11 protein-coding genes are annotated in these 13269 nt (G+C 65.9%); 3 read left to right on the top strand and 8 right to left on the bottom strand.

Annotation, left to right across the window (positions count from 1 at the left end; all coding sequences use genetic code 11):
- The first annotated feature begins 3 nt into the window (after positions 1 to 3).
- A complete protein-coding gene (locus tag LKE06_RS23210) occupies positions 4 to 819 on the top strand; it encodes an Rv1486c family protein (protein WP_228001473.1) in 816 nt (271 codons plus the stop codon).
- Between the two features lie 36 nt (positions 820 to 855).
- Positions 856 to 1608, top strand: coding sequence for a S1 family peptidase (locus LKE06_RS23205; protein ID WP_228001472.1), 753 nt, complete (start codon positions 856 to 858; stop codon positions 1606 to 1608).
- 72 nt (positions 1609 to 1680) lie between these two features.
- On the opposite strand, the gene LKE06_RS23200 is transcribed toward LKE06_RS23205, so the two are convergent.
- The 8 genes from LKE06_RS23200 to LKE06_RS23165 all read right to left on the bottom strand — a co-directional run bounded on the left by LKE06_RS23200 (position 1681) and on the right by LKE06_RS23165 (position 10117).
- Positions 1681 to 2730 carry a ferrochelatase gene (locus LKE06_RS23200; RefSeq protein ID WP_228001471.1) on the bottom strand — a complete coding sequence of 350 codons (1050 nt, stop codon included), beginning with the start codon at positions 2728 to 2730 and terminating at the stop codon, positions 1681 to 1683.
- A gap of 22 nt (positions 2731 to 2752) precedes the next feature.
- The gene (gene inhA / locus LKE06_RS23195) at positions 2753 to 3589 is read right to left on the bottom strand and encodes an NADH-dependent enoyl-ACP reductase InhA (RefSeq protein WP_228001470.1); all 837 of its coding nucleotides are present in this window, start codon (positions 3587 to 3589) and stop codon (positions 2753 to 2755) included.
- 81 nt (positions 3590 to 3670) lie between these two features.
- Complete coding sequence (gene fabG1, locus LKE06_RS23190; RefSeq protein WP_228001469.1) at positions 3671 to 4387, bottom strand: 3-oxoacyl-ACP reductase FabG1; 717 nt, start codon at positions 4385 to 4387, stop codon at positions 3671 to 3673.
- 146 nt (positions 4388 to 4533) lie between these two features.
- Positions 4534 to 5541 (bottom strand): VWA domain-containing protein, encoded by a 1008-nt coding sequence (locus LKE06_RS23185; RefSeq protein WP_228001468.1) that lies wholly within the window; start codon positions 5539 to 5541, stop codon positions 4534 to 4536.
- Positions 5538 to 6488, bottom strand: coding sequence for a DUF58 domain-containing protein (locus LKE06_RS23180; protein ID WP_228001467.1), 951 nt, complete (start codon positions 6486 to 6488; stop codon positions 5538 to 5540). Before LKE06_RS23180 ends, LKE06_RS23185 begins: the two co-directional genes overlap by 4 nt.
- A gap of 32 nt (positions 6489 to 6520) precedes the next feature.
- Positions 6521 to 7723: an AAA family ATPase gene (locus LKE06_RS23175; protein ID WP_228001466.1), complete on the bottom strand. Its 1203-nt coding sequence runs from the start codon at positions 7721 to 7723 to the stop codon at positions 6521 to 6523.
- A 117-nt stretch (positions 7724 to 7840) separates the two neighbouring features.
- Positions 7841 to 9277 carry an NlpC/P60 family protein gene (locus LKE06_RS23170; RefSeq protein ID WP_228001465.1) on the bottom strand — a complete coding sequence of 479 codons (1437 nt, stop codon included), beginning with the start codon at positions 9275 to 9277 and terminating at the stop codon, positions 7841 to 7843.
- A 318-nt stretch (positions 9278 to 9595) separates the two neighbouring features.
- Positions 9596 to 10117 carry an Rv1476 family membrane protein gene (locus LKE06_RS23165; RefSeq protein ID WP_228001464.1) on the bottom strand — a complete coding sequence of 174 codons (522 nt, stop codon included), beginning with the start codon at positions 10115 to 10117 and terminating at the stop codon, positions 9596 to 9598.
- 311 nt (positions 10118 to 10428) lie between these two features.
- Here LKE06_RS23165 and LKE06_RS23160 point away from each other — a divergent pair, with 311 nt between their 5' ends.
- Positions 10429 to 13254 (top strand): aconitate hydratase, encoded by a 2826-nt coding sequence (locus tag LKE06_RS23160; protein ID WP_228001463.1) that lies wholly within the window; start codon positions 10429 to 10431, stop codon positions 13252 to 13254.
- Positions 13255 to 13269: the final 15 nt, after the last annotated feature.

The raw sequence follows: 13269 nt of genomic DNA, 5'->3' as shown, positions 1-13269 counted from the left end.
ATTATGTGCTCTCCTAGTGCCTCGCTGACAGTGTGGGCCGGCTCATGGCTGGCCGGGTGTAGCGCGCCTGATGACATTTTGGAGGCCTTGTCCGCCTGGGCACCCCGGCACACCATTGCCGCGGGCGACCCGGTGACCGGCGGTCGAAACGACCTGCCGTGGTCCTCACGCGGGAATCTGCCCGGCACCGGAGTCATGGCGTTGCTCAAGGTCATTCGCGAAACCATGGCGCAGCCGGGCGCCCAGTTGCGACTGGTGTTGCCGGTACCCGGCGATGTGCGGGGCCTGCCGCCCGGCACCGCGTTCGCCGCTGATGCCATCGAGGCGGGTGAAGGCATCCTCATCGGTGTCCCTGGAACCGAGGCCACCGGCCTGATTCCGCAGTGGGCCGACGACGACACATTGCAGTGGACTATCTACAGCACCCCCATTCCGCCGGCACCCGGCCCCGACCTGTCGCTGGGCGACGCCGAATACACGATGCGTGAGGCGGTTCGCGATGCTGCCGACGCCCTTATGCAACTGCACACCACCTCCGTCGGTGCGGCCGATTCCGACCCGCGCGAGCTCATCGAAGCCGAACTCGCCGACTACTCCCGCCACGACTACCCCGAGTCGATTCCGCTGCGCGCCAGGAGGATTCTCGACACCGCCGATCACGTCGCCGCCATTCTCACAGTGGCGCAACGGGAACCGGCCTCGTCCCCCACCTCCTCGACCTCCATCGGCGCCCAGGAGTCGCTACTGCGGCCGCTGTGGGACGCCATCCGCGCGGCCAGACTCGTCGCGGTGCACGCTGCCGCTCGCGGCGTTTCCTGACCCGACCCCACTACACGAATCCAAGGCGGTGCGCCCATGCTCCACACCCGTCGCGGCGCCGTGGCACTCGCCGCCACATTGATCGGGCTCGGCCTGCCAACCGCCGCGCCCGCCACAGCGATCGTCGGGGGAAACACCGTCGGCGCGGCGGCCTACCCGTGGCTCGGCGCGGTCGGCAGCCCGCTTTTCCTCACTCGGCCCTCGGGGCAATTCTGTGGCGGCACGCTGATCGGGCCGGATCGGGTGCTCACGGCGGCACACTGCGTCGAAGTCGCCCAGTTCTTGCCGCAGGCGCTCACCGTGACTTTCGGCCGCAGCGAGCTGAATTCCGACGACGGTGTCAGCGTGCGCGTCAAGGACATTCATATCCATCCCGATTTTCGCAATACGGATTTCGACGGCGATAGCGTGCACCACAACGACGTCGCGATCCTCACCATCGAACGGCCGCAGCCGGGGCCGTTCGCCGAAATCGGTGCACCGCATGGTGATTCAGGCAAGGTGCTGGGATGGGGTGCCACCGCCGAAGGCGACTCGTCGAACAGCGTGTTGCGCGCTGCCACCGTCCCGCTGGTCGCCGAGGAAACCTGCGCCACTGTCTACGGCACCGCCTTCGACCGCCACGACATGTTCTGCGCGGGCTCCACAGCGGCCGACAGCGGCGAATTCGACAGCGGCGGACCATTGCTCGTCGATGGGCGCGTCGCCGGGCTCACCTCATGGGCCAAAGGCAGCGCTCGGCCCGGCTATCCCGGCGTGTACTCACGCATCACCGAGCTGAACTTCTGATACCGCTCGACCGTGGACCGTCGATGGCGTGGTGGCCGCGAACCGCTCTGGAAGTACCCGGCGAACGCTGCCCTATCCGCGCGCGGGCGCGGCGCAGCAGCCCGGCGTGCAGGGCGTTCCGTTGCGAGTGCAGCCGTATTGGGGGGCCTTGCCCAGACGGCGTGGCGATGTGCCGGTCAGGTGTTCGTTGATCAGTTCGACAACCAATCGAGCGAAACGAGGGTCGGCGCCAGGAGTCGCCGCCCTCGCGAACGCCATATCCAGTTCGGCCGCCTTGTCTTTCGCCTCACTGTCCAGATCCCAGATCACCTCGAGATGATCGGAGACGAAGCCGACCGGACACACCACCACGGCGTCGACGCCCTTGCCGGACAGGTCCTCCAGATGGTCGACGATATCCGGATCCAGCCACGGCACCCGCGGCGGACCGGAACGCGATTGCCACACCAGATCGTAATCGGTGAACCCCGTTGCGGCGGCACACAGTCGGGCCGCCTCGGCCACTTGACGACTGTAGAGCCGCCCACCGTCGCCGGGCGGGCCGGCAGCGAGGTCCGCGCTGACCGGCACCGAGTGCGCGGTGAACACCAGCCGGGCGCGATCGCGACGGCCGGCCGGAAGTTCTTGCCGCGCGGCCCGAATCGCGTCCGCGAACGATTCGATCAGCAGCGGATGGTCGAAGTACTGGCGCAGTTTCACCAATTCCGGCGCGCCCGCACCGAAAGCCGCACGCGCTCTTGCGATGTCCTCGTGATACTGCAAGCAGCCCGAATACCCGCCCCACGCCGAGGTCGGGAACACCAGTGCGGAGCGCACGCCGTCGGCCGCCATCCGCGCCACGGTGTCCTCGACCATCGGAGTCCAGTTCCGGTTGCCGAAGTAGACCGGCAGATCGATTCCGGCTGTAGCCAATTCGGCTTCGGTCGCCGCGATGATGCCGCGATTGAGCGCGTTGATCGGCGAGACACCGCCGAAATGCAGGTAGTGCCGCGCGACTTCATCGAGTCGTTCGCGCGGCACTCCCCTGCCCCGAGTGACGTTCTCCAGGAACGGGATCACATCCTCGGGGCCTTCGGGGCCGCCGAAGGACAGCAGCAGCAATGCGTCGGCCGCGCGGGCCACCATGTCTCCTTCGTCCGCCTGCTCAGTTGAAGGACGTATTCTCCGGGAACCAGGTGTTGTGGCTGGCCCCGCCATCGACGTAGATGATCGACCCGGTGGTGCCCGGCAGCCAGTCCGACAGCAACGCGACGATCGACTTCGCGACAACCGTCGGGTCATCGACGTCCCAGCCGATCGGCGACGCACCATCCCAGTAGGTGTTGAGCTGGTTGAGCTGCGCGGCATCGTCGGTCGCGGTGCCCGCGATCGCCTTGGCGGCCAGCGTCTTGATCGGCCCCGCGGCGATCAGGTTCGAACGAATCTTCTTGGCAGCGCCGACTTCCCGCGCCACATAGCGATTGACCGACTCCAGCGCGGCCTTGGCGACACCCATCCAGTTGTAGAACGGCATCGCGGTGCGCGGATCGAAGTCCATGCCGACGATCGATCCGTTCTCGTTCATCACCGGCAACACCGCGCGCGAGAGCGACGCGTAGCTCCAGGCCGAGATCTCGAACGCCTTCGCGGCATCAGGACCGGGACCGTCGAGGAACGGCAGCGCCTCCGGCCCCATCAGTGTGCGCGGCGCGAAGGCGATCGAGTGCAGCACACCATCGATCCCTTCGGGCGCGAGTTCGCGCAGCTTGTCCGCCAGCTCGGCGAGGTTCTCCTCGCTGGTGATGTCGAGCCCGATGGCCGGGGAAACTTCCTGGGGCAGGCGCTTGGCGATCCGATCGATCAACCGCAGCCGGTCCGGAATTCCGGTGATGATCACCTTCGCACCCTGCTCCTGCGCGACGGCCGCAGCGTGGAACGCGATCGACGAATCGGTGATGATGCCGGTGACCAGAATGGTCTTGCCTTCGAGCAGTCCGCCCATGAGTTCTCGGTTCTCCTGAAAGTCGTGTGTAGGTTGCTTACGGCCACCAAAGATGTCGGCGCCGTGCGGATTTCCGTTAGCTCAGTGGCCCATACCCATGCCGCCGTCGACCGGAATGACGGCACCGGAGACGTAGCGGGAGTCCTCGGAGGCCAGGAAGCTGATCACGGCCGCGATGTCTTCGGGCTGACCCAAACGCTGCAGCGGAATGATTTTCTTGGCCATATCGCGCAGGTCATCGGGCAGGTCCGCGGTCATGTCGGTTTCGATGAAGCCCGGGGCGACAACGTTGGCGGTGATCGACCGCGAGCCGAGCTCACGAGTGATCGAACGTGCCAGGCCGATGACGCCAGCTTTGGAGGCGGCGTAGTTGATCTGACCGGCTTGACCGCTGAGGCCGACCACCGAACCGAGGAAGATCATCCGGCCCCAGCGCGCCCGCAGCATGGCCCGGTTGGCGCGCTTGGCGCAGCGGAACGCGCCGGTCAGGTTCGCGTCGATGACCTTGGTGAACTGTTCCTCGGTCATCCGCATCAGCAGCGTGTCATCGGTGATGCCCGCATTGGCGACGAGCACCTCGACCGGGCCTTGGTGCTGCTCCACCTCGGTGAAGGCCGCATCCACCGAGTCCGAGTCCGTCACATCGCATTTCACGCCGAACAGCCCGTCGGGCACTCCCGAGCCACGGTGGGTGACGGCGACCTTGTGGCCGTCGGCGGCCAGACGCTGGGCGACTGCGAGTCCGATACCGCGATTACCGCCTGTCACCAGCACGGACCTGGATGTGATGTTCGACATGAAGACCAACCTATCTGTTCGAATTCGTGCGCCGCGTCCGGGCACACACATTCGTGTGATGCCACGGTCACGTCGCCCAACGAGCACTCCTCGGACGGAGTCCGTCATAAATCTTGCGCTTGTGCGAGCGCGGCCGAAGACACCGCCTACGGTAGGCGTTGACGATAAAGGAGACCGGTTACGACGCCGGCGGAGATCAGCAGCATGCCGAGCAACAGCCATGGCCTACTCACGTCGCCGCGGGTCATTTCATAGCCGATTTGCTCTTCGAGGGTGTCGTAGACGGCGGTGAGCTCGGTCAGGCTCGAAGCCGTATAGAAGTCTCCGCCGGAGAGTTTGGCGATTTCGCGCAGTGAGTCGTCGTCGACGGGCACCTTCACCTTTTGCGGCGAGCCCTTGCCTTCCGGGTCGGGAATCTCCACCGAACCCCACTGGGTGCCGAAGGAAATGGTCGACACCGGAACGCCCTTGCTTTTGGCCAGACGTGCGGCGGTGAACCCGTGCCGGGGGTTGTCGACGTCCTTGTCGTCGGGCACGGTCTGCTTGCCGTCCGACATCAGCACGATGCGGGCCGGCGGTGGCGTACTGGCGCCGCCGAGCACCTGCGAGAGCGTCTCGATCGACTGTATCGCGGTAAGAATGCCCTCACCGGTGGCCGTGCGCTCGGCGAGTTTGATGTTGTCGATCGCCGCCTTGACCGCCTCGCGGTTGGTCGTCGGCGGCTGCATCACCGACGCGGTACCGGCGAAGGTGATGAAACCGAGGTTGATACCGGGGGTGAGCCCGTCGACGAATTCCTTGCCCGCCTTCTGCGCGACCTGTAGCCGGCTCGGCTGCACGTCGGTGGCCTCCATGGACAGCGAAACGTCCATCACCAGAACGACTGTCGCACGGTTGCGTGGCACCTTCTTGACCGCCGTCGGCCCGGCGGCGGCAATGGTGAGGAACACGAGCCCGACCAACATCAGCGCGATCGGCACGTGCCGCACCGGACTCGGCCGCGATGGGGCGACCTCCTCCAGCAGTTCCATATTGCTGAACTGCAGCATGTGCTTGTGCTTGCTGCGCTGTACCAGGATGTAGCCGAGCGCGATCAGGCCGATGACCGCGAGGAAGCCCAACCAGGCCACTGCGGTGAAATGCGAAATACTCACTGGCGCACCATCTTCCCGGTCGGCGCACCCAGGGCATGGCGCCGGGTGGACACGAACCGGACAACGTCGGAAATCCAATCGCGATCGGTCTGTAGCGTCAGCACCGGCGCGCCGCAGCTGCGCAGAGCCTGCTCGACCTGCTCACGATGGCGCTGCGCGGCCGCCGCGAAATCGGCGCGCAGCGTGGGCGTCACGCTGAATTCTCTGGTCCGGCCGGTTTCCGGATCGTGCAGCACCACATCACCCATATCGGGCAGCGAAAGGTCGCGCGGGTCGAGCACCTCCACCGCAAGCAGATCGTGGCGCGCGGAGATGGCGCGCAGCGAGCGCTGCCAATCGATGTCACCGAGGAAATCGCTGATGACCACCGCGAGTCCACGTTTGCGCTGCGGACGGCGCAGCGACTCGATACCGGCCTTCAGATCACCGCGCACACCGTCGGGGGCATGCGGAGTCGTCGCGATGCTGCGCAGCAGCGACTGCGCGTGCACCCGGCTGCTGCGCGCGGGAATCCGAATCAGCTGCTCGCCAGTGGCGACGACGGCGCCGATCCGGTTACCGCCGCCGCTGGTGAGATGGGTGATCGCGGCGGCGGCGGCGATCGCGAGATCGCGCTTCTGGCAGAAGGCGGTACCGAAGTCCAGGCTCGCTGACAGATCGACGACCATCCAGGTTTCCAATTCCCGGTCGGCGATCGACTGCCGCACGTGCGGATGGGTGGTGCGGGCGGTGACCGACCAATCCATTTGCCGCACATCGTCACCCGGCTGATAGGTGCGCGCCTCGCCGGGCTCCGAGCCGGGGCCGGGAATCAACCCGAGGTGGTCGCCGTGCAGCACGCCGTCGAGCCTGCGGCGCACGGTGAGCTCGAGCGTTTTCAGTGCCGCCGACAGCTTCGGATCGGTCAGCTCTCCCGCTCGGAACGAAGGCGGTGCGTGTGATGACATCGACACTGGTGGAACCGGACCAGGTACTCGGGTCACTTGGGCTGGTTATTGCCGGCGGCCTGCGACATCTGCCCGACGGGCTGTTGCGGCGGGACCGGCGGCTGCGGAATCGGCTGTTGCGGCGGCGCGTCTTGCGGGGCGGCCGCGGGCATGGCGGCTGGAGCGGGGGCCTGCGGCGCGCCGGGTGCGACCGCCTGCGGCGCCACCTGGGGCAGGCCGATGGTTTGCAGCACACGCTTGATCACGTCGTCCGGGCTGACCTCGTCGGCCAGTGCGTCGTAGGACAGCACCAGGCGGTGGCGCAGCACATCCGGAATGACCTCGACGACGTCCTGCGGCACCACGTAGTCACGGCCGCGGATCAGCGCGACGGCGCGAGCCGCGGCGATGATGCCGAGGCTGGCGCGCGGCGACGCACCATAGGAGATCCAGCTCGCCACATCCCGCATGCCGAACTCGGCGGGCGTGCGAGTCGCGGCGATGACGCGAACCACGTAGTCGACCAGCGCGTGGTGCACGAAAGTGCCCGCAGCCAGCTTCTGCAGCCGGATCAGCTCGTCGGGTCCGAGAATCGGCTTGGCTTCCGGCGGGGTGACACCCATCCGGTAGATGATCTCGCGCTCCTCTTCGACCGAGGGGTAGTCGACGACGACCTTGAACAGGAAGCGGTCGCGCTGCGCCTCGGGCAGCGGGTACACGCCCTCGCTCTCGATCGGGTTCTGCGTCGCCATGACGAGGAACGGATCGGGCATCGGGTAGGTCTTGCCGCCGATCGACACGTGCCGCTCGGCCATCACCTCGAGCAATGCGGACTGCACCTTCGCGGGCGCGCGGTTGATCTCGTCGGCGAGCAGGAAGTTCGCGACGACCGGACCGAGCTCGGTATCGAACTCTTCGCGGCCCTGCCGGTAGATGCGGGTACCGATGAGGTCGGTTGGTACCAGGTCAGGGGTGAACTGCACCCGGGAGAACGAGCCGCCGACCACCCTGGCGAACGTTTCCACCGCAAGAGTCTTCGCGATACCCGGCACACCTTCGAGCAGCACGTGACCACGCGCGAGCACACCGACGAGCAGCCGTTCGACGAGCCGGTCCTGACCGACAATGACCCGCTTGACCTCGTAGATCGCTTTTTCCAGGGTCTGGACGTCACGCTCCAGGGTGCTCGGTGCGGGCGCAGGCGATTCCTTCGCCAAATTTGCCCCGCTCACACTGTCCGTCGAAGTCACCAACATCCCCGCTTTCGCTTTGGTCCTGTGCGTGCCGCCACAACTATTCCAGGTAACAGCCGCATGCGCCGCAACCGGCTCCGACAGTACGGGAATCCCGGGTCGCCGCAACGCCACAACTACTCAGGAAACGATACGCACCGCGTACGGCATGATGCCGCCCTCGCGTACCGCGGCCACCCGAATGACCTTGCCGGATTCGGGCGCCTCCACCATCTTTCCGTCGCCCAGGTACAGCGCCACGTGCTGGCTACCGTTCGTGCCCCAGAACAGCATGTCGCCGCGGGCGCGCTCCGCGACGGGCACCCGGGTGCCCGCGTTGTATTGGTAGCCGCTGTAGTGCGGCAGTGAGACGCCGACGCCGGCGAACGCGTAAATCATCAGACCCGAGCAGTCGAAGCCGACCTTGTTGTAATCGCCGTAGCTGTCGGCGACGCCGCCGTCGTGGATACCGAGGGTCGGCCCGTCCTCGTCGCCGCCACCCCAGGCGTAGATGACACCGAGTTGGGACATGGCCCGGTCGACAACGGTCTCCACCGCGTCGGAGCCGGTGACCGACGGGGTACTCGGGGTCGAGCCCGATTTGGGTGTGCTCGCCCGTGGCGTGCTCTGTGGCGTGTCCTCGAGCTGAATATGTGGGCGCTTACCCTCGCCCGCCTGGGCCGCCCGCTCGCGTGCGGCCGCATCCGCCGCGGCGCGCGCGGCGGCGGCCGCGGCCGCTGCTCGAATCGCGGCTTCCTCGGCCTTGCGCTGTTCGTCCCAGGCCAGGAACGCTTCGCGCTGTCCTTGCAGCCCAGCGACATTCATGCGGGCATCGTCGAGGCGGGTTTGCGCGGCGGTCCGCTCACGCATGATGTTGTCGCGCTGCACGGTCTGCTGATCCAGTGCGGCTTTGGCGGCGGCCACCGCGCTTGCCGCATCCGCCTTCTTCTGCTCGGCCACCGCCGCGGCGGCGTCGGCGTCGGATTTCGCTTGGCGCGCATCGGAGTTCCTGTTGGCCTGCTCGATCTGAGCGCGGCGCAGACTGTCGAGCACCTGCTGCTGGTTCTTCGACACCAGGTTCAGCACCTGCGCACGGTCGAGGGCGCGATCGGGGGTCGCGGCGGCGAGGTAGGTGACCATGGAGCTCGAGCCCGGCCTGGTGTACGCCTGGGTGGCGAACTTGTCGAAGTCGCGGCGCGCATCGCCGACTTTGGTTCCGGCGTCGAGGAGTTCGCGCTGGGTGTCGGTGACCGCCACCGCGGCGGCGTCCACGGCGTCACGCGCGTTCTGCAGGTCGACCAGCGCCTTGTTGACCTCTTCGCGCTTGCTCGCCACCACGTCGTCGAGCTGCTGCAGTTGCTGATCGGCGGCGGCGACCTGGTTGATCAGCGTGCCGACCTCGGACACTCCCGCGTCCACTTGCGCCCCGGCATCGGCGATCTGACCATCGCTCGGGTTCGGTGGGGCGGGCGGAACCGCTGCGGCGGCTCCCGCCGTCACGACCACGACAACCGAGACCAGCAACCCCATAGCGACCCAAAACGGCCGTCGAGCGCCGGCTTCACCGTTGCTCCGCATCGCACCTCCCAAGGACCCGACTACGGCTTCTCCTCACGAGCATCAGCCGAACCATCGGGCTCATTGGTCAGCAAATAGCTCTCTAAACACTTCTTCCCCATTCATGACCATTTGAACCGTACGACACATCCATCACCAAAGACACTCCGGCAACAGAATCACATTCGGGTAATTTGGGCATTGCCGGAAGATAGCCGGACAGGCGATAGGGTTTACCCTAAAGAAACAAACCGACCGTTAGGAAAATCAGCGCGGTGGCTACCCGCTAGTGCGCGACAGGTCGGCCACACCCAGATCCAACGACTCGACCGGGACGGATTACCGCGACGCTCGCCGGGACTTGATCCAGTACAGCCCACCGATCACAATGGCCGTCCCCACCAACAGCACACTGGTGATCACGGTCCAGGAGACGGCCTCGGGTCGCTCCAACTGATCCACGAACAGCCTGGCCGCCTGCGCGGGATGCGCCTGCTGACTCTTCGCGACGTCCTCGGCCCGCTCCAGCTTGACCCGGCTGATCGAATCGCTGTAGGTACCGACCCAGTCGTCACTGAGCACCACCACAGTTCCGTGCTCGGTCTTGCCGACGGCGGTGGCCAGGTCACGCAAATTGGAGTCGTGGCCCGGATTGCCGGGAATCACCACGACACTCAGTTCGATCCCATGGGATCGAGCGTCGGCGACGACCGCTTCGAGCCCCTGCTGATCCTCCCCCTTCGGGGTGGCCACATGGTTGTCGCCGATATCTTCCTTGATCGTGGCCAGGGCCTTGTCGTCGATACCTGGCGGCAGTTCGGCGCGCATGGGCGTGAAAACCGAGGTGTGCGAGACGGTCATCTTCCATCCGGTCTGTCGAGCCGCATCGGCACGCGAGGCGACGGGCATCCAACATTGCAGGGTGAGCAACGCTCTGAGCCGGTACATGCCCACCGGCCACCCCGACAACTCGAAAGCACAGTACGCGACGCGATAGTGCGAGACTGTTCTACGCCATGCAGTACGTCCCCCTAGCGTTTCACAGGACAAGCGTACTGTTAGACTCGAAGGTGCGAGGAGCCAGCGCCTTCCAGCGCTGGAGCCCTCCAAGACGTATAGAGCCACTGGCACAGCCCCGCCGGTGGCCACCCTCATAGACGAGCGGAGCTGACGTGACGCAAAGTATCGATACTTTCGGCGCCAAGGGCACCCTCGAGGTCGGAAGCAACTCTTACGAGATCTTCCGCCTCTCGGCCGTGCCCGGCACCGAGAAACTCCCCTACGCACTCAAGGTCCTCGCGGAGAATCTGCTCCGTACCGAGGACGGCGCCAACATCACCGCCGATCACGTTCGTGCCATTGCGAATTGGGATCCCTCGGCCCAGCCGAGCATCGAGATCCAGTTCACCCCGGCGCGCGTGATCATGCAGGACTTCACCGGCGTACCTTGCATCGTCGACTTGGCCACCATGCGCGAGGCTGTCGCGACCCTCGGTGGCGATCCGAACAAGGTCAACCCACTCGCGCCCGCCGAGATGGTCATCGACCACTCCGTCATCATCGACGTGTTCGGCCGCGCGGACGCCTTCGAGCGCAATGTCGACATCGAGTACTCCCGCAACGGCGAGCGCTACCAGTTCCTGCGCTGGGGTCAGGGCGCGTTCGACGATTTCAAGGTCGTCCCCCCGGGCACCGGCATCGTGCACCAGGTCAACATCGAGCACCTCGCGCGCACCGTCATGGTCCGCAACGGTCAGGCATACCCCGATACCTGTGTCGGCACCGACTCGCACACCACGATGGTCAACGGCCTCGGCGTATTGGGGTGGGGCGTCGGCGGCATCGAGGCCGAGGCCGCGATGCTCGGTCAGCCGGTCTCCATGCTGATCCCGCGCGTCGTCGGCTTCAAGCTGACCGGTGAGATCAAGCCGGGCGTCACCGCCACCGACGTGGTGCTCACCGTCACCGATATGCTGCGCAAGCACGGTGTGGTCGGCAAGTTCGTCGAGTTCTACGGCAAGGGCGTTGCTGAGGTTCCGCTCGCGAACCGCGCGACCCTGGGCAACATGAGCCCCGAATTCGGTTCCACCGCAGCGATCTTCCCCATCGACGAGGTGACGATCGACTACCTGCGCCTGACCGGGCGAAGCAACGACCAGCTGGCGCTGGTCGAGGCGTACGCCAAGGAACAGGGCATGTGGCACGACGCGGCCCACGAGCCCGCGTACTCGGAGTACCTGGAACTCGACCTCGGCGATGTGGTGCCGTCCATCGCGGGCCCGAAGCGCCCGCAGGACCGCATCCTGCTGAGCGATTCGAAGGTGGCTTTCCGCAAGGACATTCACAATTACACCAGCGATGCGGAGAGCGGCCCGGCCGCGAACACGCCGCACACCCATCTGGACGAGGCCATCGAGGAGTCCTTCCCGGCCAGCGATCCCGCGGTGCTGTCGTTCGCCGATGACGACGCGGTGCTGGTGCCGTCGGCCGCGAACGGCGCGACGGGTCGCCCGAGCAAGCCGGTCAAGATCTCCAGCGAGGAGTACGGCGACTTCGTGCTCGATCACGGCGCCGTGGTCGTCGCCTCGATCACCTCATGCACCAACACCTCCAACCCGTCGGTCATGCTCGGCGCGGCGCTGCTAGCACGCAACGCGGTCGAAAAGGGCCTGACCTCCAAGCCTTGGGTGAAGACCTCCATGGCGCCGGGCTCGCAGGTCGTCAACGATTACTACGACAAGTCGGGCCTGTGGCCCTACCTGGAGAAGCTTGGCTTCTTCCTGGTCGGCTACGGCTGCGCCACCTGCATCGGCAACACCGGCCCGCTGCCGGACGCCGTATCGAAGGCGATCAACGACAACGACCTGAGCGTCACCGCGGTGCTGTCGGGAAATCGCAACTTCGAAGGCCGCATCTCCCCCGACGTGAAGATGAACTACCTGGCCTCGCCGCCGCTGGTCATCGCCTACGCGCTGGCCGGAACGATGGACTTCGATTTCGAGGCCGACGCACTCGGCCAGGATTCCGATGGCAACGACGTCTTCCTGAAGGACATTTGGCCGTCCCCGAAGGAAATCCAGGACACCATCAATTCGGCCATCAGCCAGGACATGTTCGTCAAGTCCTACGCCGATGTGTTCAAGGGCGATGAGCGCTGGCGCAGCCTGCCCACCCCGGAGGGCAAGACCTTCGAGTGGGACGCCAAGTCCACCTACGTGCGCAAGCCTCCGTACTTCGACGGCATGCCGCAGACCCCGAGCCCGGTCACGGACATCAAGGGCGCGCGAGTGCTCGCGCTGCTGGGCGATTCGGTCACTACTGACCACATCTCTCCGGCTGGCAACATCAAGCCGGGCACCCCGGCCGCGCAGTACCTGGATGCCAATGGCGTCGAGCGCAAGGATTACAACTCCTACGGCTCGCGTCGCGGTAACCATGAGGTGATGATCCGCGGCACCTTCGCCAACATCCGGCTGCGCAATCAGCTGCTCGACGACGTCTCGGGTGGTTACACCCGCGACTTCACCCAGGATGGTGGCCCGCAGGCGTTCATCTACGACGCCTCGCAGAACTACCAGGCCGCGGGCATCCCGCTGGTCGTGCTCGGCGGCAAGGAGTACGGCTCGGGTTCCTCGCGTGACTGGGCCGCCAAGGGCACCAGCCTGCTTGGCGTCAAGGCCGTCATCACCGAGTCGTTCGAGCGCATCCACCGCTCGAACCTCATCGGCATGGGCGTCATCCCACTACAGTTCCCGGTTGGCGAGTCGGCCGCGTCGCTGAAGCTGGACGGCACCGAGACCTTCGATATCGAGGGCATCACCCAGCTGAACACGGGTGCGACGCCGCAGTCCTTGAAGGTCACCGCCACCAAGCCCAACGGTGACAAGATCACCTTCGACGCGGTGGTCCGGATCGACACCCCCGGTGAGGCCGACTACTACCGCAACGGTGGCATCCTGCAGTACGTGCTGCGCAACATGATTGGTGCAGGTGCATAATTGCGGCTGGCGCCG

Origin of the sequence: Nocardia australiensis, assembly GCF_020733705.1 — a bacterium.
Lineage (GTDB): Bacteria > Actinomycetota > Actinomycetes > Mycobacteriales > Mycobacteriaceae > Nocardia > Nocardia australiensis.
Note: the sequence above shows the minus strand (reverse complement) of the source record. Positions and strands in the feature narration are given on the sequence as shown.